Genomic DNA, 24,071 nt, shown 5'->3' with positions numbered 1-24,071 from the left:
TCACTCGTCGGGCGCCCGGCCGCCGGCGGCGGGCTCGGGCCAGTGCGGGGCGGGCTCCCCGTCGGGCACGCCGACCCGGAACACCCGCAGCTGCGTCGCCAGCGCCGCGTAGTAGCCGACGAGCGTGACGAGCTCGACGAGGGCGGGCCGGCCGAGGGTCGCGACCGCCTCGGTGTAGACGGCGTCGGCGAGGTCGTTCTCGGCGACGAGCTGCCGGGCGGCCTCGTGGACGAGGCGTTCGCGGGCGTCGGCGAGCATCGGTGCCCGGCCTTCGCGCAGCGCGTCCAGCTCGTCCTCGCGCAGGCCCGCGCGCCGGCCGAGCCGCTCATGCGCGTACCACTCGTAGTCCGAGCGCACGTGCGCGGCGACGACGAGGGTCGCGATCTCCCGCTCGCGCTTGGTGAAGGCGGTGCGGAACCGGAGGGCGGCGCCGAGGTCCTGCAGCGGCATCCCGACGGCCGGGCTGTACAGCATGGCGTTGAACGGGCCGAGCAGGCGGCCCTCGTCGTCCATGAACCCGAGCGCGCGGGCCTTCGCCCGGGAGCCCGGAGGGGCGTCGCCGCCGGCCGCGGGCGCGGCGTCGCCGTCCATGCGGGGGCCGCCGGTCAGGGCCTCGTACACGGCCTGCTGCTCGGCGCCGAGCGAGGCCGGGGACAGCAGGGGCAGGCGGGCCGACGGCGGCCCGTTCCGGGGTGGGTCGTTGACGTGCTCACCGCTCACGGGGTCGATCACTTACCGCACGCTAGGCCGTCGCGTCGGGCCTCTCAAGCCCTCGTCCGGAATGTGAAACCGCGCGCTCACGATGACGTAGCGCCCGCGTAACAGCCGTGAACCAGAGTGGCCACGTCCGCACCGGACACCGGCCGGACCCGGATCGCCCGCGACCCGGCCGGCGGCCCGCGAAGGGAACGTTCCATGCCGCTGCTCCGCATCCGCACCGAGATCGAGGACCGGCCGGGAAGGCTGGCCCTGCTGACCGCCGCGCTGGCCGGCCGCGGCGCCAACATCCTCGCCCTGTCCGTCCAGGTGGACGCCGGCGGCGTGGTCGACGAGTTCCTCGTGGACGTCCCGGCCGGCACCGCCGGGCCGCGGGAGCTGGCCGAGGCGCTCGCCGCGGCGGGCGGCGCGCGCACGGCCGTCCGCCCGGCCCGGCCGCACGAGCTGGTGGACGAGCCCACGCGGGCGCTGGTGCTGGCCTCCCGGCTGCGCGCCGAGCCCCACGCGGTCCCGGAGGTCCTCGCCGACCTGCTGCGCGCCGACGAGTCCGCCTGGGCGCGCCCCTCCGACCGCGCCGACGCGGACGACGAGTACGTCCTGACCGTCCCGCTGGGGCACGGGCGGGCCGTCCGGCTCCGGCGCTACGGCCTGCCGTTCACCGCGACGGAGGCGGCGCGCGCCGACGCGCTCGTCCGCGCGGCGCTGCCCGCCGAGCCGCCGCGCCCGGCGTCCCGCCGGCTGCCGCTGCGCGACGGGACGCACGTGACCGTCCGGCCGATCGAGCGCCGCGACGCCCCCGCGATCCGCGAGCTGCACGAGCGGTGCTCGCTGGACAGCCGCCGGATGCGCTACTTCAGCCCGAAGCCGTACCCGCCGCCGCGGGCGATCGAGCGGTTCTGCGACCCGGCGCACGGCCTGACGCTCGTCGCCGAGGGCCCGGACGGATCGCTGCTCGCCCTCGCGCACCTGATCCACGTGCTCGACCCGGGCGTCGCGGAACTGGCGTTCCTGGTCGAGGACGGCTGGCAGGGCCGCGGCCTCGGCCGCGCGCTCGCCGAGCTGCTGCTGGCGCTGGCCCGCGAGCGCGGCCTGGTGGAGCTGCGCGCGACCGCGCTGAGCGAGAACGTGCGGATGCGGCGCCTGCTGACCTCGCTCGGCGGCCGGACCCGGCGCACCGAGGAGCCGTCCATCGTGGAGATCAGGCTGCGGGCGGACGGCCGCCCCGCCCCCGGGGCGCTGGCAGGATGGCGGGGTGACCGGCATCTATGACGACCCCTGGGCCTACGAGCTGGCCTGCTCGTTCCGCGACGTGGGCGCCGAGACCGGCGTGCTCCTCGGCTGGTGCGCCGAGCACCGCCCGGATGCGGCGGGCCCGGTCCGGACGGTGCTGGAGCTGGCCGCCGGGCCCGCCGAGCACGCCCGCGAGCTGGCCCGCCGCGGCCTGACCGCGACCGCGCTGGACCTGAACCCGGCGATGTGCGCGTACGCGGCGCGCGAGGCCGGGCGCGCCGGGGTCGCGGTCGAGGTCGTCCAGGACGACATGACGGCGTTCGACCTCGGCCGCCGGTTCGACCTGGTGCTGACCATGCTGGACTCCACGTCCCACCTGATGACGCTGGACGCGTTCGTCGCGCACCTGCGCCGCGTCGCCGCGCACCTGGCGCCCGGCGGGCTGTACGTGATCGAGATGTCGCACCCGCGCGACCGGCTCTCGGACGACCCGAGCGTCAGCACCGGCTGGACGGTCGAGCGCGACGGCGTGCGCGCCACCGTCCGGTGGGGCGAGCCCACCGACCTGCTCGACCCCGTCACCCAGATCGCCGACGACCGCGTGACGATGACGATCGAGGCGGACGGCGCGACCCGCGTCATCGAGGACGTCGTCCCCTACCGGTTCTGGACCGCGACCGAGCTCGACGCGGCGATCCGGCTCGCGGGCGGGCTGGACGTCGCCGCCCGGTACGGCGACTTCGGGACCGGTGCGGACGCGGTGGCCCTCACCGATCCCGAGGCCTGGCGCATGATCACGATCCTGCGCGCGTCCTGATTCAGGGGGTGGGCGCCCACCCCGGCATCGGGTAGCCCGCCAGCATCTCGCGGACCTCGCCCGCGACCCGCTCGACGGCCGTCTCGTCCCCCCGGGCGGCGGCCCGCACGACCTCGTCGATCCAGGCCGCGATCCGCGGCATCCGCGCCTCGTCCAGCCCGCGGGTGGTGATCGCGCCGGTGCCGAGCCGCAGCCCCGACGGGTCGAACGGCTTGCGCGGGTCGAACGGGACCGCGTTGTAGTTCAGCTCGATGCCGGCGCGGTCCAGGGCCTGCGCGGCGGGCTTGCCCGCGACGCCCTTGTTCGTCAGGTCGATGAGGATCAGGTGGTTGTCGGTGCCGCCGGAGATCAGGTCGTAGCCGCGCTCCAGCAGCGCCCCCGCGAGCGCCTTCGCGTTCGCCACGACCTGGTGGGCGTACCGGGAGAAGTCCGGCGTCGCGGCCTCCTTCAGCGCGACGGCGATCGCGGCGGTGGTGTGGTTGTGCGGGCCGCCCTGCAGGCCGGGGAAGACGGCCTTGTCCACCGCCTTCGCGTGCTCGGCCGTCGACATGATCATCGCGCCGCGCGGGCCGCGCAGCGTCTTGTGCGTGGTCGTGGTGATCACGTCGGCGTGGCCCACCGGGGACGGGTGCGCGCCGCCGGCGACCAGGCCCGCGATGTGCGCGATGTCGGCGGCCAGCACCGCCCCGACCTCGCGGGCGATCTCGGCGAACGCCGGGAAGTCGATGGTGCGGGGCACCGCCGTCCCGCCGCACCAGATCAGCTTCGGCCGCTCCTTCAGCGCGAGGTCGCGGACCTCGTCCATGTCGACGCGGCCGGTGTCGGCGCGGACCTCGTACCGGACGGGCGTGAACCACCTGCCCGTCGCCGACACCGACCAGCCGTGCGTCAGGTGGCCGCCCATCGGCAGCGACAGGCCCATCACCGGGTCGCCGGGGTCGAGGAACGCCATGTAGACGGCGAGGTTCGCGGGCGAGCCGGAGTACGGCTGGACGTTGGCGTGCTCGACGCCGAACAGCTCCTCGGCCCGGGCGATGGCGGCCAGCTCGATCGGGTCGACGTTCTGCTGGCCCTCGTAGTACCGCTTGCCCGCGTACCCCTCGGAGTACTTGTTGGTCAGGACGGAGCCGGTGGCCTCCAGCACCGCCGGCGACACGTAGTTCTCCGAGGCGATCAGCCGGATCTTCTCGAACTGGCGGCGGGCCTCCGCCTCGACCAGCCCGGCGATCTCGGGATCCGCGGCCTGCAGATGGGGGACGGCGGGCTCGTGCACGACTACCTCCGCGCTGCTCGCGCCGGAACGCGCTGCGGGCGCCCCGGCCAGGGGACCCGTACACCCAGGCGCGCGGTGTGCGGACTAGTTTCGCTCCCCGGTGGTCGTCTCCACCTTGACTGCGCCAGTCGCGTTCGCCACATCATAGCGAGCCGCCTCCGGCCCCCGCCGCGTCCGGCGGGTCCGGCGGCTCCGCGCGGGGATCGACACCACGGCCAGCCCGCCGAGCAGCAGCACGGCCCCGGCCGCGACCCGCCCCGACATCCGCTCCCCCAGGACCGCCACGGCCAGGACGGCGGCCACCAGCGGCTCGGCGAGGCTCAGCGTCCCGGCCGTCGCGGCGCTCACCCGGTTCAGGCCCGTGACGAAGAACATGTACGCGGCGGCGGTCGCGGCGACGCCGAGCCACGCCACCAGGGCCGCCGACCGCGGCGCCGCGAGCGCGGGCAGGTCCGCGAGCGTCCAGGGCAGCAGCACCGACCCGCCGGCCAGCAGCGTCACCGACACCGCCGCCGCCATCCCGGTGGCGCCGCCGCCCGGCCCGCTCCGGCCGGTCAGGACCTTCGCCGACACCGTGTAGACGCCGAAGCACGTCCCGGCGACCAGGCTGAGCCCGACGCCGAGCAGGTCGACGCGGGCGTCGGGGCCCGGCGCCATCAGCAGCGCGACGCCGCCGATCGCACAGGCCGTCCCCGCCCACCAGCGCCCGCTGAGCCGCGTCCGGAGGACCAGCCTCTCGCACAGGCCCGTCGAGACGGGCGCGAGCCCGAACACCACGGCGGTCGCGACCGCGGCGCCCGTCCGGCCGACCGCGCTGAAGAACGACGCCTGGAAGATCCCGGTGGCGGCGGACGCGGCGGCCACCGGCGGCCACGTGCGCCGCGACAGCGTCCGGAACGCCCGCGGATCGGCCACGAGCACCAGGGCGGCGAGGATCACCCCGCCGGAGACGATCCGGGCGCCGCCGACCGCGACCGGGTTCGCGGCGGAGCCGGCCAGCACCTGCGCCGGGCCGACCGTCCCCCACAGGACTCCGGCGGCCAGGACCAGCAGCGCTGCGGAAGGGTTGTTTCGTCGGTCCATGCCTCCGAAGCTAGGCAGGCATGCGGCTGTCGGTGCGCTGAGCCGTCATATGTTCGGACTCGAGGCGAGGTCCCGCCGGTTCTTCGATTTCGGGACGGTCAACGCGCTCTCAGGCGTACGGCGTTCGCCCCGTCCGGCCGTCGGCCGCCGGAAGTTCGCCCTGCTCCTTCGGCTGGACGTAGTCGTACACCACGAGGGTGCGGACGTCCACGAACTCCTTGCGGCGGGCCAGCCGGTCGAGCACGAAGTCCCGCAGGTACGTGGTGCTGGGCACCGCCACGTGGACGAACAGGTCCTCGTTGCCCGTCACGACGAACACGCCCACGGCCTCGGGCATCGCGGCCATGCTGTCGCGCGCCGACTCGATCGCCTCACGCGACTGCGGCCGGATCCGGATCGAGATCAGCGCCTGGACACCGCGGCCGAGCCGCTCGAAGTCGACCGCCGCGTGGAAGCCGGTGATGACGCCGCGCGAGCGCAGCGCCCGCGTCCGCTCCAGCGCCGTGGACGGCGCGATCCCGACCGCCTCGGCCAGTTCCCTGTTGGTCTGCCGCCCGTCCCGCTGCAACCGCCGCAGGATCGCCTGGTCGACCGCGTCCATGGGGTCCCCTCCCGAACTCGCCGCCGCGTCCCGAACTCCCGCACGGAAGATGCGCCGCGACGTGGTGTTGCCCGAAGAATATTCGGCGTTGTGCGCCGGGCTCCAGCGCGGGGCGGGAGGGACTGGTGATTTCGCCGATGCCTCCCGTCCCGCAGGACGCCGACAATTGGCGGCCCACAGCGGCGGCGCGGGCCGCCCAACGGGGAGTCGAGGTCATCGTGAGCGGGGCGCATCGGGAAACGGGACGGCGCGCGCGACGGCGGACCCGGCGCGCGCGACGGGTCGTGGCGGTCGTGTGCATGGCGATCGCGGCGGTGCTCGGCACGTCGGTCTACGCGCTGTCGGCGATCACGTCGTGCTCGGGCGGTGTGACGACGGTCGACGCGGCCGTCGCGCCCGAACTGGCGCCGGCGGTCTCGGCGGTCGCCGGCGCCTTCAACGGCGCGGACCACCGGGCGCGCGGGAAGTGCGTCCGGGTCACCGTGCGGGCGGCGGGTCCGGCGGGCGTGACGGCGCTGCTGTCCGGGCAGATCCCCGCCGGCGCGGGCGTGCGCCGCCCGGACGTGTGGGTGCCCGACTCCTCGCTGTGGCTGCGGATGCTCGCGCGGCCGCCGCGCACGGTGGGAGGCCCCCTGGCGCGCACGCCGCTGGTCGCCGCCGTGCCGCGCTCGCGGGCCGCCGGGACCCCCGGCACCTGGAAGGCCCTCCTGGACGCGGCCGAGCCCGACGAGCGGCGCTCCCTGGCCGTCCGGCTCACCCTGGCCGACCCGTCCCGCACCGGGGCCGGGATCGCGTCGCTGCTGATCGCGCGGGAGCGCGAGGGCGACGCGTCGTTCGCGGCGTTCGCGCGGTCGGTGCGGGAGAGCACCGCACCGGACGTGGCCCGCGAGTTCGGCGCGCTGTCCGGGGCCGCCGCGCGTCCGGCGGCCGTCCTGGCCGTCCCCGAGCAGGCGGTGTGGGAGCACGACCGGAAGGACCCGGCGGCCGCCGTCCAGGCCGTCTACCCGCAGGACGGGACCCTGTGGCTGGACTATCCGTTCACGGTCGTCGACGACCGGCCCGGCGCGCGGCTGTTCGAGCGCGCGCTGCGCGGCGGTGAGGCCCTCGACCGCTTCCAGGCGGCGGGCTTCCGCGATCCCGCCGGTCGCGCGCCGGACGCGTTCGGCCGGACGGACGGCCTCGCCGCCGCCCCGCCCGCCGCCCTCGCCGAACCCGACCCCGCCCTGGTCCGGCGGACGGCGCAGGAATGGGCCCGGCTGACGCTCGGCTCCCGGATGCTCTCGGTGATCGACGTCTCGGGATCGATGGCGCTGCCGGTGCCCGGGTCCCGGCTGACGCGGCTGCAGGCGATCGCGCAGGCCTCGCAGGAGGGGCTCGCCCTGCAGCCCGACGACACCGAACTCGGCCAGTGGATCTTCTCCACCCGGCTGGACGGCGACCGCGACTGGCGGCAGACCGTCCCCATGGGTCCGCTCGGCGGGCGGATCGGGTCGGTCACGCGGCGGCAGCGCATCCTCAGCGCGCTGGCCACGCTGCGTCCGAAGCCGGACGGCGCGACCGGCCTGTACGACACGGTCCTCGACGCCGTCCGGTACATGCGCCGCACCTACCGGCCGGAGATGGTCAACACGGTGCTGGTGTTCACCGACGGACGCGACGAGGACCCCGGCGGGCCCACCCTGGACCGCACCGTCGCCGCGCTGCGCGCCGGGCGCGACGAGACCCGCCCGGTGCAGATCATCGTCATCGGCTTCGGCCCGGACGTCGACACCGCCGAACTGCGGCGGCTCGCCGACGCCACCGGCGGCAGCGTCTACACCGCCCGCGCCCCGCAGGACATCCTGCGGATCTTCGGCGAGGCCACCGCGCGCCGGCTCTGCGCCCCCTCCTGCTAAGCGCGCCGTCCCGCTGAGGGGCGCCCCCGTTCCGTCCGGGCCGCCCGCGTGAAAAGGCCATGGCCCGGCACCCTCGACGGGGGCCGGGCCAGGGTTCGGTGCGATGCGGGCGGAGGGTCAGCTCCGGCCGGCGGCCTCCAGGGCCCTCTTCACCGCGGCGCGCTTCTCGCGCAGCTTGGCGAGCGCCTCCTCGAGGATGGCCTCGCCGTCCTCGTCGCTGCGCCGCTCCTTCACGTACGCCAGATGCGTCTTGTAGGGCTCGGTCTTCGGCGGCGCCGGCGGGTTCTCCGCGTCCTGCCCGGCCGGGAACCCGCAGCGCGGGCAGTCCCACGTCTCCGGGACCGCGACGTCGGTCGCGAAGCTGGGGCGGGTCTCGTGCCGGTTGGCGCAGTAGAAGGTCACCCAGACGCGGGGGGCGGCGTCGCCGCGCTCCGCCTCTCCCATTGGACCGGCCCCGACGCGGCTGCCCCGAATCGCGTTGCCACTACCCACGGACTACTCCTCGCTTTGTGTGCCGCCGCCGCCAGGGGACCTCCGAGGACGGCGCGGCGCTCGAACGTGTTGGACGGGGCGGCTCAGCCGACGCCCTTGTGCTTGAACAGCAGCCCGAGCACGATGATCGAGGCGAACCAGACCACCCCGACGCCGATCGTCAGCCGGTCCAGGTTGCGCTCCACCACCGACGAGCCGCCGAGCGACGACGAGATGCCGCCGCCGAACATGTCGGACAGTCCCCCGCCCTTGCCCTTGTGCATCAGGACGAGGACCACCATCAGCAGGCTCGTGACGATGAGCACGATGGACGTTGCGATGATCACAGTTCTTCAGCGCCTTCTCTGGCCGGCCCCGCGGTACGGGGCCTCGTCTGTAGGGACGGAGGATCGAGCCGGGCGGTTTACCCGTCAGCTACGAAGGGTACGACGAACTACCGGCTGGTTCGGCAAGAACCCCCATGTCACGCGGAATTGATCAGTTTTGATCAGGCCGGGAGATCCCGATACCGGCAGATCTTGACGAACTCGCCCGGGTCGAGGCTGGCACCACCGACCAACGCGCCGTCCACGTCGGCCTGCGCCATCAGCCTGGCGATGTTGTCGCCCTTCACCGAGCCGCCGTACAGGATACGCACCTGGTCGGCCACTCCGCCGTCGTACAGCTCGGCGAGCCGGGTGCGGATCGCCGCGCAGACCTCCTGCGCGTCCTGCGGGGTGGCGACCTCGCCGGTGCCGATCGCCCAGACCGGCTCGTAGGCGATCACGGTGCGCCGCACCTGCTCGGCGGGGATCTTCTCCAGCGCCCCGTCCAGCTGCGCGAGGACGTGCGCGACGTGCCCGCCGGACTTGCGCACCTCCAGGCCCTCGCCCACGCAGACGATCGGGGTCATCTCCGCGCCGAGGACCGCCTTGGCCTTGGCGTTGACGAGCGCGTCGTCCTCGGCGTGGTACTCGCGCCGCTCGGAGTGCCCCACGATCACGTAGGAGCAGCCCAGCTTCGCCAGCATCGACGCGGCGATCTCGCCGGTGTAGGCGCCCGACGCGTGCTGCGAGACGTCCTGGGCGCCGTACTGGATGGCGTAGTTGTCCGCCGCGATCACCGTCTGCACCGTGCGCAGGTCGGTGAACGGCGGGCACACGACGACGTCGACGGCCTCGAAGTCGGGCTCCTTCAGCGCGAACGCCATCTTCTGGACGAGCAGCAGCGCGTCCAGGTGGTTCTTGTTCATCTTCCAGTTGCCCGCCATCAGGGGCTTGCGGGAAGGGGTCGCGGCGGCCATCGGTCAGTCCTCCAGAGCCTGCAGGCCCGGCAGCGTCCGGCCCTCGAGGTATTCGAGGCTCGCGCCGCCGCCGGTCGAGATGTGCGAGAAGGCGGCCTCGTCGAAGCCGAGCTGCCGGACGGCCGCGGCGGAGTCGCCACCGCCGACGACGGTGAACGCGCCCGAGTCGATCAGGCCCTGCGCGACGGCGCGGGTGCCGTGCGAGTAGGGCTCCATCTCGAACACGCCCATCGGGCCGTTCCAGAACACCGTCTTCGCGCCGGCGAGGCGCGCGGCGAACAGCTTGCCGGACTCGGGGCCGATGTCCAGGCCGAGCCGGTCGGCGGGGATCGCGTCGGCGGCGACCACGTCGTGGTCGGCGTCCGCGGCGAACGCGGTCGCGGCGACGACGTCCACCGGCAGCACGAACTCCACGCCGGTCTCCTCGGCGCGCCGCAGGTACTCGCGGACGGTGTCGAGCTGGTCCTCCTCGAGGAGGCTCTTGCCGACCTCGTGGCCCTGCGCCTTGAGGAAGGTGAAGACCATGCCGCCGCCGATCAGGATGCGGTCGGCCTTGCCGAGCAGGTTGTCGATCACGCCGAGCTTGTCGGAGACCTTGGAGCCGCCGAGCACCACCGCGTAGGGCCGCTCGACCCGCTCGGTGAGCTTCTCCAGCACCGACACCTCGGTGGCGATCAGGTCGCCGGCGGCGTGCGGGAGCCGCTTCGGCACGTCGTAGACGCTCGCGTGCTTGCGGTGCACGGCGCCGAACCCGTCGCCGACGTAGACGTCGGCGAGGGCGGCCAGCTTGTCGGCGAACGCGCCGCGCTCGGCGTCGTCCTTGCTGGTCTCGCCCGGCTCGAAGCGCAGGTTCTCCAGCAGCGCCACGTCGCCGTCGCCGAGCCCGCCGACCGCGGCGTGCGCGGACGCGCCGACCACGTCGTCGGCGAACACCACGCGGATGCCGAGCAGCTCGCCGAGCCGGCCCGCGACGGGCGCGAGCGAGAACTCGGGCTTGACCTCGCCCTTCGGGCGGCCGAGATGGGCGCAGACGATGACCTTGGCGCCCTTGGCCAGCAGCGTCTCGATCGTGGGCAGGCTCGCCCGGATCCGCCCGTCGTCGGTGATCCTGCCGTCCTGCAGCGGGACGTTCAGGTCCGCGCGGACCAGCACCTTCCGGCCGGCGACGTCCAGATCGTCAATGGTGCGCATCGGGATGCGGTGTCCTTCCGGATACGGCCCCGCCGTGGCCGCGCGCACGGCGCGGCCACGGCGGGAACGGGACTCTCGTCGCGGTCAGAGCTGCGAGCCGACGAGCTTGACGAGGTCGACGAGGCGGTTGGAGTAGCCCCACTCGTTGTCGTACCAGCCGACGACCTTGACCTGGTCGCCGATGACCTTGGTCAGCCCGGAGTCGAAGATGCAGGACGACGGGTCGGTGACGATGTCGCTGGAGACGATCGGGTCCTCGGTGTAGGTGAGGTAGCCCTTCAGCGGGCCCTCCTCGGCGGCCTTCTTGAACGCCTCGTTGACCTCCTCCGCGGTGACCTCGCGGGACAGGGTCGCGGTGAGGTCGGTGGCCGAGCCGGTCGGCACCGGGACGCGCAGCGCGTAGCCGTCCAGCTTGCCGTTCAGCTCGGGCAGCACCAGGCCGATGGCCTTGGCGGCGCCGGTGGAGGTCGGCACCACGTTCAGCGCGGCGGCGCGGGCGCGGCGCAGGTCCTTGTGCGGCGCGTCCTGCAGGTTCTGGTCCTGGGTGTAGGCGTGGATCGTCGTCATCAGGCCCTTCTCGATGACGAAGTTGTCGTGCAGCACCTTCGCCAGCGGGGCCAGGCAGTTGGTGGTGCAGGACGCGTTGGAGATCACGGTGTGGTTCGCCGGGTCGTACTTGTCCTCGTTCACGCCCAGCACGACGGTGAGGTCCTCGTTCTTGGCCGGGGCCGAGATGATGACCTTCTTGGCGCCGTTGTCGGCGTGCACCTTCGCCTTGGTGGCGTCGGTGAAGAAGCCGGTGGACTCCACCACGATGTCGGCACCGACGTCGCTCCACTTGAGGTTCGCGGGGTCGCGCTCCTCGAACGCCTTGATCGCCTTGCCGCCGACGACGATCTCGTCCGCGGTGGCGCGCACGTCCTCGGGGAAGCGGCCGAGGATGCTGTCGTACTTGAGCAGCTGGGCGAGCGTGGCGTTGTCGGTCAGGTCGTTGACCGCCACGATCTCGATGTCGGCTCCGCTCGCCTTGACGGCGCGGTAGAAGTTGCGGCCGATCCGGCCGAACCCGTTGATGCCTACTCGGATGGTCACGGAACGGCTCTCCTCGTACGTCGTGTCGCCCGGTGTCACCAGGCGGTCAACTGCTGTCTACCGGGGTCTTCCCCCGCTCTTGACCCTATCCAATGACCCGCGGGTAGCCCGACACCGGCGGCGGTGGATTCGCGGGTGACCCGTCCTCCCCCGTCCGGGGGACGGTCCGCCGGGCCGCCGCCGCCCCTCCCGGCCGGACGATCATCAGTAGACTCCCGCCATGCGGCGCGGGTGGTTCGTCCTTGTAATCGGCGGTTTGCTCGCCTGCTGCACCGCCGCGCCGGCATGGGCCGGGCCTGTCCGTCCGGGGAGAACGCCGGCGGCGCAGACGCGGATCGGCGCGATCACCGCCGCGCTCGAGCGTGACCCCGTCTACGTCACCGACCAGGTGCCCCGGCTCCTGCCGCCCGGCACCGCCGGGAAGATCAAGACGCTGGTCGGGAGGCTCGGCGTGCCCGTCTACGTCGTGGTGACGCTGCCCGCCCGGCACCGCGACGACGACACGGACGCCCCGTCCGATCTGGAGGCGATGGTGCCCGTGCTCCACGACCGGCTCGGCAAGGACGGCGTCTACCTCGTCACCGATCCGAGCGGCGGCCTCGGCGACGTGCAGCAGTTCGGCGGGACGCGCCGGATCGACGTCGAGCACGCCTACCAGGCCGCGACGTCGGAACTGCCCTACGAGGCGGGCCTGCTGAAGGTCCTCGACCGGTTCGTGGAGATCGCCCTGTCCGGCCGGGCGAGGGAGCGCGCCCTGCACCCGTCGCCGAGGCCCGAGTCCGCGACGCGGCGGGAGCTGGACGCCTACGACCGCGGCAACCACCGGGCCGCCGTCGAGAACCGCACCGCGCTCGGCGTCGGCGCCGGGCTCGGCGGGCTGATCGTCCTGGGCCTGCTGGTGGGCCGCCGGATACGGCGCGGCAGGCGGCCGGCGCTCGGCGGTCCACGGGGCCGGAGCGCACAGGCCCGCGGAAAGCGGACGCGGCCCGCCGGGCGGGGAGGGAAGCGATGAGGCGCGGCGTCCTCGCCGTCACGGCGGCCGCCCTCGCGATGTGGCCGGCCACCGCCTCGGCGGCCCCCGACCCCCGCTACTCGGGCCACCGCCTCGACCGGGTCGCCGCCGCGCTCGCCAAGGACCCGCTCTTCGTCGACCCGGACGTGGACGTCGCGCTCGGCGCCGCCGACCGCGCCCGCGTCGGCACGGCGATCCGCGCCGCCGCCGGGCGGATCAGGGTGCCGATCCTGGTCGTCGTGGCCCCCAACCCGACCGAATCGGAGTCGCAGGGCAAGGACGACGCCTTCCTGTCCGCCCTGCACGGCGTCACGCACCGCGACGGCCTCTACCTGATGATCGACGGCGACGGCTACATGCTCGGCCAGGGTTGGAACGTGCCGCGCGAGATCGACCTGGACGTCGTGGCGCAGGACGACCTCCCCGACTACGAGCCGCCCGACATCCACCGCCCGTTCGGCGGCCTCGCCGACCGGCTGATCAAGCGGGTGGACGCCTGGGCCGCCGCGCCCGCCGCGCCGCCCACCTCGTCGCCCGCGCTCCTCAGCCCCCCGGTCCCGTTCGGGCAGGAGGACGATCATCCGCTGGTGCCCGACAAACCCGCGGTGAAGACCCACTTCCTGCGGGGGCTCTTCGTCGTCGGCCCGCTGTCGGCGGTCGCGCTGTACTGGGCGGGGATCGGCTCGGCCGCAGCAGGCCGCCGGTGGTTCCGCCGCGGCGGGACCCGGAGCGCCGTCGCGGGCCTGGCGGGGCAGGCCGAGGAGCATCCCGGCGCGCCGGCCAAGCCCTCGGACCGGTGGCTGCGGCGCACCGCGTCCGCCGAGCTGGACCGGCTGCGCGACCGGCTGCCCGACGCGTCCGGCAACCGGGGCCGCGCCTTCGCCCTCGCCGCGTTCGACGCCGCTCAGATCCTCTACGACGACGTCCACGAGGACCCCGGGCACGCCCTCGACCTCGTCGGCGTGATCGTCCTGGCCCGGCAGGGGCGGCGCGCGCTCGCCGGGCACATGACCGCCCCTCCGCCGCCGTGCTTCCTGAACCCCCTGCACGGCGACTCCACCCGCCGCAAGACCGTCCCGCTGCCCGGGGATCCCGGCGGCGGCAAGCCCCGCAGGCAGCCGCTGTGCGGGGCCTGCTTCGGCGCGTCCGGCAAGGAGGTCGCGGACCGTGTCCTGCGCGTCCAGGGCCCGGACGGCCTCGCGCCGCACTACGCGGTGCCCGGGGTGTGGCGGGACGCGGCGTGGGGGTCCCGCGGAAACGACCTCGTCAAACGCGTGATGGAGTACCTCGGTGTCGAGTAAGCCCTCCCCCGGCGCGCGCATCGCCGCCGCGCTGCGCCGCTCCCCGATCTACGTCGACCCGTCGTACGCGTCGGCGCTGCCCGCCGCGGACCGGCGGCGCCTGGCCGCCAGGCTGAAGAAGATGCCGGTGCCGACCTACATCGTCCTCGTGCCGCTGGTCCAGGGCGGCACCTGGAACGACGACAAGCAGCTCGCGACCGTCGTGCACAGCCGCCTCGGCCGGGACGGGATCTTCGTCACCTTCCACGAGTCCACCGACGAGCTGATGGGGCACGAGTGGGGCGGCGACCACGCCGCCGACGACGCCGCCTGGGCCGTGAACTGGGACGACTCGCTGGACGGCGCCTCCCTCGCGGCGCGGCTCACCCGCTTCACCGACCTGATCGCCTCCGGCACCGCGACGAAGGTCTACAAGCAGGAGTCCGCGGAGATCGACCGCAAGTACCAGGCGCACCTGAAGTCGTCCGCGCCCAAGCCGAAGAAGGACGACGGCGGCGCCGGCCTAGCGGTGCCGCTCGCCGCGGGCGGCACCGGCGTCGCGGTCGCCGCCGTCGCGGGCGTCCTGCTGTGGCGTCGCCGCCGCATGGCGGCCGTCCGCCGCGCCGCCGGCGAGGGCCTGCTGCTGCCGCGCACCGTGTTCGCCACCGCCGGCAAGGCGAGCGAGGACCAGCTGCGCGAGCAGGCGTCCCGCGAGGTCATCGCCTTCGGGGAGCTGCTGGACGGCGCGACGGCGCCCGGCGGCGAGCGCGCCGGGGCCCTCATGACCCGGGCCCTCGACGCCTACCAGGCCGCGGCGAAGACCCTCGACGAGGCCAGAGGCGTCCCGGACCTCGCCGGCGTGCTCGTCCTGCTCGACCAGGGCCGCGACGCCCTCGCCTCCGCCCGCGCGCTCGCCGATGGGAAACCCGAGGTGCCGCCGAGCCCGCTGTGCTTCTTCAACCCGCTGCACGGCGACGGCCCCGCCGAGATCGACTGGCGGCCGCTCGGCTCCCGCCGCCGCCTCCACGTGCACGCGTGCCGCGCCTGCGCGCGCGCCGCCCGCGCCCGCGAGACCCCCGACATGCTCATGGACCGGCGCGACGGCCGGGACGTCCCCTACTTCGAGGCCGACCCGGCCCGCAGCGTCTGGGCCGAGACCGGCTACGGCCAGCTCCGCGACGACCTGATCCACCGCATCCTCAGAGGCGACCTCCGCAAGACCTGAACCCCGGCGCGGTCGCCGCCCGGCGGGTGGACGGTCCCTGTTCTGTTCCGTCGCCGGACGTTCACGCACCCTTCACGGAGCGGCGTCGAGCGGAGAGCACCCCCGGGTATCTCTGGGACGTGCTCACATCTCGGGGGAGACTCTACGGCGCGGGGAGCACCGCCCTCATGCTGCCGCTGCTCGCCTGCTGCGGGCTCACGTCCGCGCCGGGCGGGCCCGCCGCGCCGGCGGCGCGCAAGCCCGCGGCGGCGCGGACGGCGCCGTACAAGGGGATGTGCATCGGGTTCAACGGCCTGAACAGGCTGAACCCGGCGGCGGAGGTCCGCGCGGGCCGGTTCCGGGTCCCCGGCGCCGCCCCGGTCCGCGTCGCCGCCGGCACCCGCGTCGACTGGAGCCTCGACCCCTACGGCGACCGGACCTGGCAGCTCTGGTTCCACTCCCTCGAATGGCTCGGCGGCCTCATCGGCGCCTACGCGCGGACAGGAGACCGCGCCGCCCTCGACACCGCGACGGGCATCGCGCGGGACTGGCTCGCCGGCAACGACCGCCCCGGACGGTTCCGCGCGGACCGCCGGCAGGCGATCGCCGAGGCCACCAAGTTCCGCCTCGCCACCCTCGTCTGCCTGCGCGAGTACGCGACCGGCCGGTGGCTGGACGACGCGATCGCCGAGCACGCGCGGTGGCTCGCCCGTCCCGAGCACTACTCCGGGCCCTGGAACCACGGCACCGACGAGTCGATGATCCTCATGGCGGCGGGCTGCGCCATCGGCCGCGACGACCTCGCCGCCCTCGGCCGGAACCGGCTCCTTGCTGCGATTCTCGACCCGCCCGACGGCGGGCTTCCGGCGGTCGACGCGGACGGCGCCGGCAACGAGCAGTCCGCGCACTACGCCGTCTACAACCGGAGCAGGTGGCGGCTGGCGCTCCGGGTGATGCGCGGATGCGGCCGGCCCGCGCCGCCGGAGATCGGCCGCCGGCTCGCGCTGCTGGACGAGTTCATCGCCTTCCAGACCACCCCCGGCGGCGACCTGCTGCAGATCGGCGAATCCTTCGCGGGCAGGGCATCCACCCTCGGCTCCTCGGGCGACGGCCCGCTGGAGTACGTCGCGACGCAGGGCAGGAAGGGCACGCCGCCCGCCGATCGGGCGCGCGTCTACAGGGCCGGATACGTGATGGGCCGCTCCGGATGGGGCGGCCGGAGCCGCGCCTATGCCGACGAGATGTCCTACACGGCGCGGTTCGGTCCCGGCCGCTACGCGCACGGGCAGGACGACCACATGGAGCTGACCTTCCACGCGCTCGGCCAGGACGTTCTCGTCCCGAGCGGCCACATCGGCTACAGCGACAAGCCCTGGCGCGCGTGGCTGGCCTCCCCCGAGGCGCACAGCACGCTCGTGGTGCGCGGAGCGCCGTTCCGCGAGGACGCCGCGACGGCGCTGACCGGACACCGCTTCCGGCACGGCGCCGACACGTTCCGGCTCTCCGACACGGCCTTCACCGGGACGTCCCGGACCCGCTCGGTCCTCGCCGCCTCCGACCCCGACGCGCTGGTGGTGTTGGACTCCGTGGACTCAACCGCGCCTGGCCCGGCCGCGGGCCACCCCGTCGAGCAGCTCTGGCACCTGCCCGCCGCGTTCACCGCCGTCCCGGACGGGACGGGCGCCGTGGCCGCCGCAGGGCGGCTCCGCGTGCACTTCCTGCGGATCCCGCTGCCGGGCACGGCGGTGCGGCCCGCGCGGGTGGTCCGAGGCTCCCTGAGCCCGCCGCAGGGCTGGATCGCCCCGGCCGAGCGCACGATGGTCCCCGCGCCGGTCGTCTCGCTCCCCGCGCAGGGACCGCACGTCCGGATGCTGACGCTCATCGCCCCCGTCCGCGGGACGGAACGACCGAGCGTCCGGACCCGCTCCCTGCCGGGCGGCGGCGTCCACGTCGAGGCGGCGTTCTCCCGTCACGCCCTCGTCTTCGAGACGGCCGCGGACGGCACGCTCCGCCGCCTCCGCTGACACCGCCTCCGCTGACGCCGCCGCGCTGCCCCCTGGGCGGCCTACGGCGCCAGCATGTCGGCCGTGAGGTTGGCCTCGGTGCCGGGGATGCCCTGGTCGCCGGCGCGCTTGTCCGCCATGGCGAGCAGACGCCTTATACGGCCGGCGATGGCGTCCTTGGTGAGGGGCGGGTCGGCGAGCTGGCCGAGCTCCTCCAGGGACGCCTGCTTGTGCTCCAGGCGGAGGCGGCCCGCGTTGACGAGGTGCTCGGGGGCGTCGTCGCCGAGGATCTCCAGGGCGCGGGCGACGCGGGCGCCGGCGGCGACGGCGGCGCGGGCGGAGCGGCGCAGGTTGGCGTCGTCGAAGTTGGCGAGCCGGTTGGCGGTGGCGCGGACCTCGCGGCGCATCCGGCGCTCCTCCCAGGCGAGCACGGCGCCGTGCGCGCCGAGCCGGGTGAGCAGCGCGCTGATCGCGTCGCCGTCGCGGACGACGACCCGGTCGACGCCGCGGACCTCGCGGGCCTTGGCGTGGATCTTCAGGCGGCGGGCGGCGCCGACGAGGGCGAGCGCGGCCTCCGGGCCGGGGCAGGTCACCTCGAGGGACATCGAGCGGCCGGGCTCGGTGAGGGAGCCGTGCGCGAGGAACGCGCCGCGCCAGGCGGACTCGGCGTCGCAGGCGGCGCCGGCGACGACGTGCCGGGGCAGGCCGCGGACGGGGCGCCCGTTGTTGTCGATGAGGCCGGTCTGCCGGGCGAGCGACTCGCCGTCCCGGAACACCCGGACCACGTACCGGTTGCCCTTGCGCAGGCCGCTCGGCGCGAGCACGACGACCTCGGAGGTGTGCCCGAACACCTCGGAGATGTCCTTGATGAGGCGGCGCGCCGCCACGTTGGTGTCGATCTCCGCTTCGATCACGATGCGCCCGCTGACCAGGTGCAGACCCCCCGCGAAGCGCAGCAGCGTCGAGACCTCCGCCTTGCGGCAGCACGGCTTCATGACCGTGAGCCTGCTCAGCTCGTCCTTCACCACACCGGTCATCGCCATAGATGAACCCTCCCCCTATCGGACTTCCAGCAGTGTGGCCGATCGCGGCCCGCCGGGTCGTCAGTCACTGAATATCTGTACGAAGGCTTGGGCCAGACGGGCGGGTTCATGACGCGGCGAGCCGTCGTCGGCGGCCACCTGCGACAGGACGAGGCGCCCGCCGAGCCGCCGGACGGCCTTGTCGAGCGCGTCGGTGTCCTCCACGACGCCGGCGTCCGCGAGGACGACGTCGACGCGCAGGTCGGGGGCGTGCGCCTGGAGGACCTCCAGATGCGTCTGGGGGGAGAAGTCGTCGGTCTCGCCGGGCTGCGGCGCGAGGTTCAGCGCGACGACGCGGCGGGCGCGGCTGGAGGTCAGCGCGCGGGCGAGCGCGGGGACCTTCAGGTGCGGCAGGACGCTGGTGAACCAGGACCCCGGGCCGAACACGATCCAGTCGGCGTCGTCGACGGCGGCGAGCGCCTCGGGGCAGGCGGGCGGGTCGGCGGGGACGAGCGAGACGCCGAGCACGGAGCCGGGCGTGCTGGCGCACGCGACCTGCCCCTTGACGTAGGTGATCTCGTCGGGGCGGGCGGGGTCGGCGCCGCGGACCTCGGCGACGATGTCCATCGGGACGGCGGCCATCGGCAGGACCCGGCCGTGCGCGCCGAGCAGCCGGCCGACCCAGTCCAGCCCGGCGACGGTGGAGCCGGGGCCGGCCCCGCCGGGAGCGCCGTCGGGGGCGTCGCCGCCGAGCAGCTCCCACAGCGCGACGATCAGCAGGTTGCCGACGGCGTGCCCCTGCAGGTCGCCCTCGCTGCGGAACCGGTGCTGGACGACGTCCCGCCAGGTCTGGCCCCACTCGTCGTCGCCGCACAGCGCGGCGAGCGCCATCCGCAGGTCGCCGGGCGGCAGGACGCCCAGCTCGCGGCGGAGCCGGCCGCTGGAGCCGCCGTCGTCGGCCACGGTGACGACGGCGGTGAGCCGGTCGGTGACGCGCCGCAGCGCCGACAGCGAGGCGTACAGGCCGTGACCGCCGCCGAGCGCGACGACCTTCGGGCCGAGAGGCTTCAACGCGTTCGTTTCTCTCTCCGTCCGGGACCCGGCAGCGCCGCGGGTCTCATTCGCGGCCGAGGTCACGATGGGCGACCTGCACCTCGATGCCCTCGTCCCGCAGCCGGGCGGCGATCTGTTCCGCCATGGCAACACTACGGTGTTTGCCGCCGGTACATCCCACGGCGAGCGTGACGTAGTGCTTGCCCTCGCGCTCGTACCCGTCGGCGAGCAGCCGGAGCACCTCGGCGTAGGCGTCGAGGAACTCCTTGGCGCCGCGCTGGCCGAGCACGTAGTCGCGGACGGCGGCGTCCCGGCCGGTCTTCGGGCGCAGCTCGGGCACCCAGTGCGGGTTCGGCAGGAACCGGCAGTCGACGACGAGGTCGGCGTCGACGGGCAGCCCGTACTTGTAGCCGAACGACACCACGGTGGCGCGCAGGCTCGACTCGCCGGTGTCGTTGCCGAAGAACCCGATGATCTTGTTGCGCAGCTCGTGCACGTTCAGCCCGCTGGTGTCGATCACCAGGTCGGCCTCGGCGCGGACCTCCCGGACGAGCTCGCGCTCGCGGGCGATGCCGTCGACGAGGCGGCCGTCGCCCTGCAGCGGGTGCGGGCGGCGGACGCTCTCGAAGCGGCGCACGAGATCGGCGTCGTTCGCCTCCAGGAACACCACGCGGGGGTGGACGCCGCGCGCCTCCAGCTCGGCGATCGAGGAGTGCAGGTCGTCGGTGAACGCGCGGCTGCGCACGTCGACGACCACGGCGATGCGCGGCACCGCGTCCTTCACCCGGCCGCCGAGGTCGGCCATGGTGGCCAGCAGCCCCGGCGGCAGGTTGTCGACCACGTACCAGTCGAGGTCCTCCAGGGACTTGGCCGCGGTGCTGCGGCCCGCCCCCGACATCCCCGTGACGATGACGATGTCCGGAATCTTTGACTCGCTGGTCATGTCCGCTTCCCCCCGTGCTCCCCGTCGGCCTTCCGGCCCCCGTCGGGCCGCCGGCCCCCGCCGGCCCCGTTCCGCCCCTGGGCCGTTTCGTCCGCGGCGGTCCGGGCGCCGGCCCCACCGTCCCCCGCGTCACCGCCTCCGGCGCGGCGCGCCGGGACGGACGCCCCGTGCAGCGCCGCGACGATGCCCTCCGCGCTGCGCAGCCCGATGCCGGGGACCTCCGCGACCTGCTCGGGCGTGGCCTCCTTCAGCCGCTTCACCGAGCCGAAGTGCTTCAGCAGGGCCGCACGCCGCGACGGGCCCAGACCCGGAACACTATCGAGTTCGCTCACCGTCATGGCCTTGGAACGCCGCTGCCGGTGGAAGGTGATCGCGAAGCGGTGCGCCTCGTCGCGGACCCGCTGGACCAGGAACATGCCCTCGCTGTTGCGCGGCAGGATCACCGGGTCGTCCTCGCCGGGCAGCCACAGCTCCTCCAGCCGCTTGGCGATGCCGCAGACGGCGATGTCGTCGACGCCGAGCTCGTCCAGCGCCCGCTGCGCGGCGGCGACCTGCGGCGGGCCGCCGTCGACGAGCACGAGCTGCGGCGGGTAGGCGAACTTGCGCGGCTTGCCGGTCTCCGGGTCGATCGGCTGGTGCGCGCCCTCCTCCGCGCCGTCCTCCGGGTCGCCGAGCGTGTCCAGCTCGCCCATCTTCTCGCTCTCGGCGAGGTAGCGCCGGAACCGCCGGGTGATCACCTCGTGGATGGAGCGGACGTCGTCCTGCCCCTCGACCGCCTTGATCGTGAACCGGCGGTACTCGCTCTTGCGGGCCAGCCCGTCCTCGAACACGACCATGGACGCCACCACGTTGGTGCCCTGCAGGTTGGACACGTCGTAGCACTCGATCCGCAGCGGCGCCTCGTCCAGCTCCAGGGCCTCCTGGAGCTCCTGCAGCGCCCGGCTGCGGGTGGTGAGGTCGGACGCGCGGCGCGTCTTGTGCTGCTTGAGCGCCTCGTGGGCGTTGCGGGCGACCGTCTCCAGCAGGGTCTTCTTGTCGCCGCGCTGCGGGACCCTCAGGTGGACGGGCCCGCCGCGCTGCTCGGCCAGCAGCTCGGTCATCGCGTCGGCGTCCGGCGGCAGCGCCGGGACGAGGACCTCGCGGGGCACCGACTCGCTCTCCCCGTAGATCTGGATCAGGAAGTTCTCGACGAGGTCGGCGGTGGTGACCTCCTCGACCTTGTCGACCACCCAGCCGCGCTGCCCGCGGATCCGGCCGCCGCGCACGTAGAACACCTGGACGGCCGCCTCCAGCTCGTCCTCGGCGAAGGCGATCATGTCGCAGTCGGTGGTGTCGGCCAGCACGACCGCCTGCTTCTCCAGGGCCCGCTCCAGCGCGCGGATGTCGTCGCGGAGCCGGGCGGCGCGCTCGTACTCCTGCGACGCGGCGGCCTCGCGCATGTCGCGCTCGAGGCGCTTGATGAACCGGCTGGTGTTGCCGGCCATGAAGTCGCAGAAGTCCTCGGCGAGCAGGCGGTGCTCGTCCGGGGAGACGCGCCCGACGCACGGCGCCGAGCACTTGCCGATGTAGCCGAGCAGGCAGGGGCGGTCGAGCTGGTGCTGGCGCTTGAACACCCCGGCGCTGCAGGTGCGGACGGGGAACACGCGCAGGAGCTGGTCGACCGTCTCCCGGATCGCCCATGCGTGGGAGTACGGCCCGAAGTAGCGCACGCCCTTCCGCTTGGCGCCCCGCATCACCATCACCCTCGGGAACTCCTCGTTGAGGGTGACCGCGAGATAGGGATAGGACTTGTCGTCGCGGTAACGGACGTTGAACCGGGGGTCGAACTCCTTGATCCAGGAGTATTCGAGCTGGAGGGCCTCGACCTCGGTGCCGACCACGGTCCAGTCGACCCGGGCCGCGGTCTGCACCATGGTCTGCGTGCGCGGGTGCAGCGCGGAGAAGTCGGCGAAGTAGGAGTTCAGCCGCGAGCGCAGGCTCTTGGCCTTGCCCACGTAGATGACCCGGCCGTGCTCGTCACGGAATCGGTACACCCCGGGAGACTCCGGAATGGAGCCCGGTGCGGGTCGGTAGGTCGCCGGATCTGCCACATCATGAAGCCTAGTGGGCGCCGCCGACACCCGGCGCGCCCGGACGTCCTGGCCTGGGGTGATGGAGATCTCCCCATTTTGGGCGGATGTTCGTAATGGGAGTGGAAAGAGACGTCCGGTCGGGTTTTCGCACGCTCGGAGGAGGTCGTACCGCAGGTGTCCGCGCTGTGGGCCTGGATCACGTTCGCCGTCGTCGTCGGGGTGTCCGTCGTGATCGTGGAGGGGGGCCGGCGCCTGCTGGCCGGACCGCTGTCGAGGCACTGGCCGAGCGTCGGCCGGGTCGCCCGGCGCTGCACCGCGCCGGCCTTCGCGTTCGCCGTGGTGGTCAGCGCGAGCACCGCGATGCCGTACCAGCACATGAACGACCACTCCGACGGGCTCGTCCGGCACGTCATGCGCATCGCGGTGATCGGCGTCACCACCTGGCTGGTGCTGCGCATCACCTACGCCCTCACGGACCCGCCGCTCGCCCGGCTGATGCGGATCGAGGGCGAGCGCAACCGGCGGGCCAGGCGCGCCCGCACCCAGATGATGCTGCTGCGCCGCATCGCCGCCCTGGTCGTCGTCATCCTGGCCGTCGGCGCCGCGCTGTTCACGTTCCCGGCCGTGCGGGCGGTCGGCGCGGGGGTGCTGGCGTCCGCGGGGGTCGCCGGGCTGGTCGTCGGGATCGCGGCCCGGCCGACGCTGGGCAACCTGCTCGCCGGCCTGCAGATCGCCTTCAGCGACGCGCTCCGGCTCGACGACGTGGTGGTCGTGCAGGGCCAGTGGGGGCGCGTCGAGGAGCTGACGCTGTCGTACGTCGTCGTCCGGCTGTGGGACGACCGGCGGCTCATCCTGCCCGTCTCCTACTTCACCGAGCAGCCGTTCGAGAACTGGACCCGGCACACCAGCCGGGTGATCGGCTCGGTGGAGCTGCACGTCGACTGGACCGTGCCGATCGAGGAGCTGCGCACCGAGCTGTACGCGATGCTGCAGGAGAACCCGCTGTGGGACCGCCGCGAATGGGTGCTGCAGGCCGTGGACGTCCAGCCGAACGGCCTGGTCACGATGCGGGCGCTGATGAGCGCCGCGGACTCGGCGAGCGCCTGGGACCTGCGCTGCGACGTCCGCGAGCACCTCATCGCCTACATCCGCGAGCACCATCCCCAGGCGCTCCCCCGCTTCCGCACGGACGACGACCTCGCCGACGCCCGGAGGGGCTCCGCCGACGGGCCGGGCCGAGGGCCGGACGGGGAGCCGGACGGCGGGCCGGACGACGAGGCCGCCGACATCACCGCGACCGATCCCCGCGCCCGGGACCGCGAGATGCGGGGCGGCGAGGTCGACGACCACGTCCGGGCCTCCGCCGAGGACGGCGGCGGCCCGGCGCGGACGAGGTCCGGAGCGGTGTCGCTCAGGCGAGGCTGATCTTCCCGCCCTGCACGGTGATCTTCTTCTCCTCGAGCGGCTTGTCCGCCGGCGGGCGCGCCACCGACCCGTCGGAGATCTTGAACTTGCTGCCGTGGCACGGGCAGTTGATCGTGCCGCCGGACACCGACCCGACGGTGCAGCCGCGGTGGGTGCAGGTCGCCGAGAACGCCTTGAACTCCCCTTGCGTCGGCTGGGTCACCACGACCTTCTCCGACTCGAAGACCTTGCCGCCGCCGACCGGGATGTCACCGGTCGAGGCGAGCGCTCCCCCGCCCCCGCCCCCGCCGCTGCCGCCGTCCGCGCTGTCACCGCCGCCGGACGACCCGCCGCACGCGGCCGCCAGCCCGGCGACGCCCGCGAGCCCCGCCCCGATGAGCAGGC

General features: G+C 74.2%; 22 protein-coding genes and 1 riboswitch. Of the genes, 9 read left to right on the top strand and 13 right to left on the bottom strand.

The window, feature by feature from the left end; translation table 11 throughout:
• Complete coding sequence (locus amrb99_RS13665; RefSeq protein WP_190856311.1) at positions 1–732, bottom strand: carboxymuconolactone decarboxylase family protein; 732 nt, start codon at positions 730–732, stop codon at positions 1–3.
• A 183-nt stretch (positions 733–915) separates the two neighbouring features.
• Between amrb99_RS13665 and amrb99_RS13660 the strand changes: the two genes are divergently transcribed.
• On the top strand, positions 916–1,986 hold the full coding sequence (locus amrb99_RS13660) for a GNAT family N-acetyltransferase (protein ID WP_190856310.1): 1,071 nt from the start codon (positions 916–918) through the stop codon (positions 1,984–1,986).
• Entirely contained in the window at positions 1,970–2,764 is a 795-nt protein-coding gene (locus tag amrb99_RS13655) for a methyltransferase domain-containing protein (RefSeq protein WP_190856309.1), read from the top strand. Before amrb99_RS13660 ends, amrb99_RS13655 begins: the two co-directional genes overlap by 17 nt.
• A 1-nt stretch (position 2,765) precedes the next feature.
• Here the strand turns inward: amrb99_RS13655 and glyA are convergent, their stop codons facing one another.
• Positions 2,766–4,037: a serine hydroxymethyltransferase gene (gene glyA, locus amrb99_RS13650; protein ID WP_190856308.1), complete on the bottom strand. Its 1,272-nt coding sequence runs from the start codon at positions 4,035–4,037 to the stop codon at positions 2,766–2,768.
• Between the two features lie 55 nt (positions 4,038–4,092).
• Positions 4,093–4,179: riboswitch (ZMP/ZTP riboswitch) on the bottom strand.
• A 219-nt stretch (positions 4,180–4,398) separates the two neighbouring features.
• Here glyA and amrb99_RS50995 point away from each other — a divergent pair.
• On the top strand, positions 4,399–4,617 hold the full coding sequence (locus amrb99_RS50995) for a hypothetical protein (protein ID WP_241755533.1): 219 nt from the start codon (positions 4,399–4,401) through the stop codon (positions 4,615–4,617).
• A 612-nt stretch (positions 4,618–5,229) separates the two neighbouring features.
• Here the strand turns inward: amrb99_RS50995 and amrb99_RS13640 are convergent.
• The gene (locus amrb99_RS13640; RefSeq protein WP_190856306.1) at positions 5,230–5,721 is read right to left on the bottom strand and encodes an Lrp/AsnC family transcriptional regulator; all 492 of its coding nucleotides are present in this window, start codon (positions 5,719–5,721) and stop codon (positions 5,230–5,232) included.
• 299 nt (positions 5,722–6,020) lie between these two features.
• Here amrb99_RS13640 and amrb99_RS13635 point away from each other — a divergent pair, with 299 nt between their 5' ends.
• The gene (locus amrb99_RS13635) at positions 6,021–7,616 is read left to right on the top strand and encodes a substrate-binding and VWA domain-containing protein (protein WP_190856305.1); all 1,596 of its coding nucleotides are present in this window, start codon (positions 6,021–6,023) and stop codon (positions 7,614–7,616) included.
• Positions 7,617–7,733: 117 nt separating this feature from the next.
• Here amrb99_RS13635 and amrb99_RS13630 read toward each other — a convergent pair whose 3' ends face one another.
• From amrb99_RS13630 to gap, 5 genes are all read right to left on the bottom strand, one after another.
• On the bottom strand, positions 7,734–8,108 hold the full coding sequence (locus amrb99_RS13630; protein WP_190856304.1) for an RNA polymerase-binding protein RbpA: 375 nt from the start codon (positions 8,106–8,108) through the stop codon (positions 7,734–7,736).
• Between the two features lie 83 nt (positions 8,109–8,191).
• On the bottom strand, positions 8,192–8,434 hold the full coding sequence (gene secG, locus amrb99_RS13625; RefSeq protein ID WP_173093730.1) for a preprotein translocase subunit SecG: 243 nt from the start codon (positions 8,432–8,434) through the stop codon (positions 8,192–8,194).
• Positions 8,435–8,595: 161 nt separating this feature from the next.
• A complete protein-coding gene (gene tpiA / locus amrb99_RS13620) occupies positions 8,596–9,390 on the bottom strand; it encodes a triose-phosphate isomerase (protein WP_190856303.1) in 795 nt (264 codons plus the stop codon).
• Between the two features lie 3 nt (positions 9,391–9,393).
• Positions 9,394–10,581 (bottom strand): phosphoglycerate kinase, encoded by a 1,188-nt coding sequence (locus tag amrb99_RS13615; protein ID WP_190856302.1) that lies wholly within the window; start codon positions 10,579–10,581, stop codon positions 9,394–9,396.
• 84 nt (positions 10,582–10,665) lie between these two features.
• Positions 10,666–11,673 carry a type I glyceraldehyde-3-phosphate dehydrogenase gene (gene gap, locus amrb99_RS13610; protein ID WP_190856301.1) on the bottom strand — a complete coding sequence of 336 codons (1,008 nt, stop codon included), beginning with the start codon at positions 11,671–11,673 and terminating at the stop codon, positions 10,666–10,668.
• A 220-nt stretch (positions 11,674–11,893) separates the two neighbouring features.
• Here gap and amrb99_RS13605 point away from each other — a divergent pair, with 220 nt between their 5' ends.
• The 4 genes from amrb99_RS13605 (at position 11,894) to amrb99_RS53100 (ending at position 17,193) form a co-directional block, all read left to right on the top strand.
• Positions 11,894–12,685: a hypothetical protein gene (locus amrb99_RS13605; protein ID WP_190856300.1), complete on the top strand. Its 792-nt coding sequence runs from the start codon at positions 11,894–11,896 to the stop codon at positions 12,683–12,685.
• Positions 12,682–13,986 carry a hypothetical protein gene (locus amrb99_RS13600; RefSeq protein ID WP_190856299.1) on the top strand — a complete coding sequence of 435 codons (1,305 nt, stop codon included), beginning with the start codon at positions 12,682–12,684 and terminating at the stop codon, positions 13,984–13,986. Before amrb99_RS13605 ends, amrb99_RS13600 begins: the two co-directional genes overlap by 4 nt.
• Positions 13,976–15,190, top strand: coding sequence for a hypothetical protein (locus tag amrb99_RS13595; protein ID WP_190856298.1), 1,215 nt, complete (start codon positions 13,976–13,978; stop codon positions 15,188–15,190). Before amrb99_RS13600 ends, amrb99_RS13595 begins: the two co-directional genes overlap by 11 nt.
• Positions 15,191–15,309: 119 nt before the next feature.
• Positions 15,310–17,193, top strand: a complete 1,884-nt coding sequence (locus tag amrb99_RS53100; protein ID WP_190856297.1) for a heparinase II/III family protein — start codon at positions 15,310–15,312, stop codon at positions 17,191–17,193.
• Between the two features lie 41 nt (positions 17,194–17,234).
• Here the strand turns inward: amrb99_RS53100 and whiA are convergent, their stop codons facing one another.
• The 4 genes from whiA to uvrC are packed head-to-tail and all read right to left on the bottom strand — an operon-like array spanning position 17,235 to position 22,280.
• Complete coding sequence (gene whiA / locus amrb99_RS13585) at positions 17,235–18,215, bottom strand: DNA-binding protein WhiA (RefSeq protein WP_151542670.1); 981 nt, start codon at positions 18,213–18,215, stop codon at positions 17,235–17,237.
• Between the two features lie 60 nt (positions 18,216–18,275).
• Entirely contained in the window at positions 18,276–19,265 is a 990-nt protein-coding gene (yvcK, locus tag amrb99_RS13580) for a uridine diphosphate-N-acetylglucosamine-binding protein YvcK (protein WP_194736795.1), read from the bottom strand.
• Positions 19,266–19,311: 46 nt separating this feature from the next.
• Complete coding sequence (rapZ, locus tag amrb99_RS13575) at positions 19,312–20,190, bottom strand: RNase adapter RapZ (RefSeq protein ID WP_151542668.1); 879 nt, start codon at positions 20,188–20,190, stop codon at positions 19,312–19,314.
• Positions 20,187–22,280: an excinuclease ABC subunit UvrC gene (gene uvrC / locus amrb99_RS13570; protein ID WP_190856296.1), complete on the bottom strand. Its 2,094-nt coding sequence runs from the start codon at positions 22,278–22,280 to the stop codon at positions 20,187–20,189. The genes rapZ and uvrC overlap by 4 nt, the downstream gene beginning before the upstream one ends.
• 156 nt (positions 22,281–22,436) lie before the next feature.
• Here uvrC and amrb99_RS13565 point away from each other — a divergent pair, with 156 nt between their 5' ends.
• Positions 22,437–23,687 (top strand): mechanosensitive ion channel domain-containing protein, encoded by a 1,251-nt coding sequence (locus amrb99_RS13565; RefSeq protein ID WP_347256665.1) that lies wholly within the window; start codon positions 22,437–22,439, stop codon positions 23,685–23,687.
• On the opposite strand, the gene amrb99_RS13560 is transcribed toward amrb99_RS13565, so the two are convergent.
• Entirely contained in the window at positions 23,674–24,069 is a 396-nt protein-coding gene (locus amrb99_RS13560) for a Rieske (2Fe-2S) protein (protein ID WP_190856295.1), read from the bottom strand. The two genes, amrb99_RS13565 and amrb99_RS13560, sit on opposite strands and share 14 nt — an antisense overlap.
• Positions 24,070–24,071 lie beyond the last annotated feature (2 nt).

This window comes from Actinomadura sp. RB99, from assembly GCF_014706005.1.
Lineage (GTDB): Bacteria > Actinomycetota > Actinomycetes > Streptosporangiales > Streptosporangiaceae > Spirillospora.
Note: the sequence above shows the minus strand (reverse complement) of the source record. Positions and strands in the feature narration are given on the sequence as shown.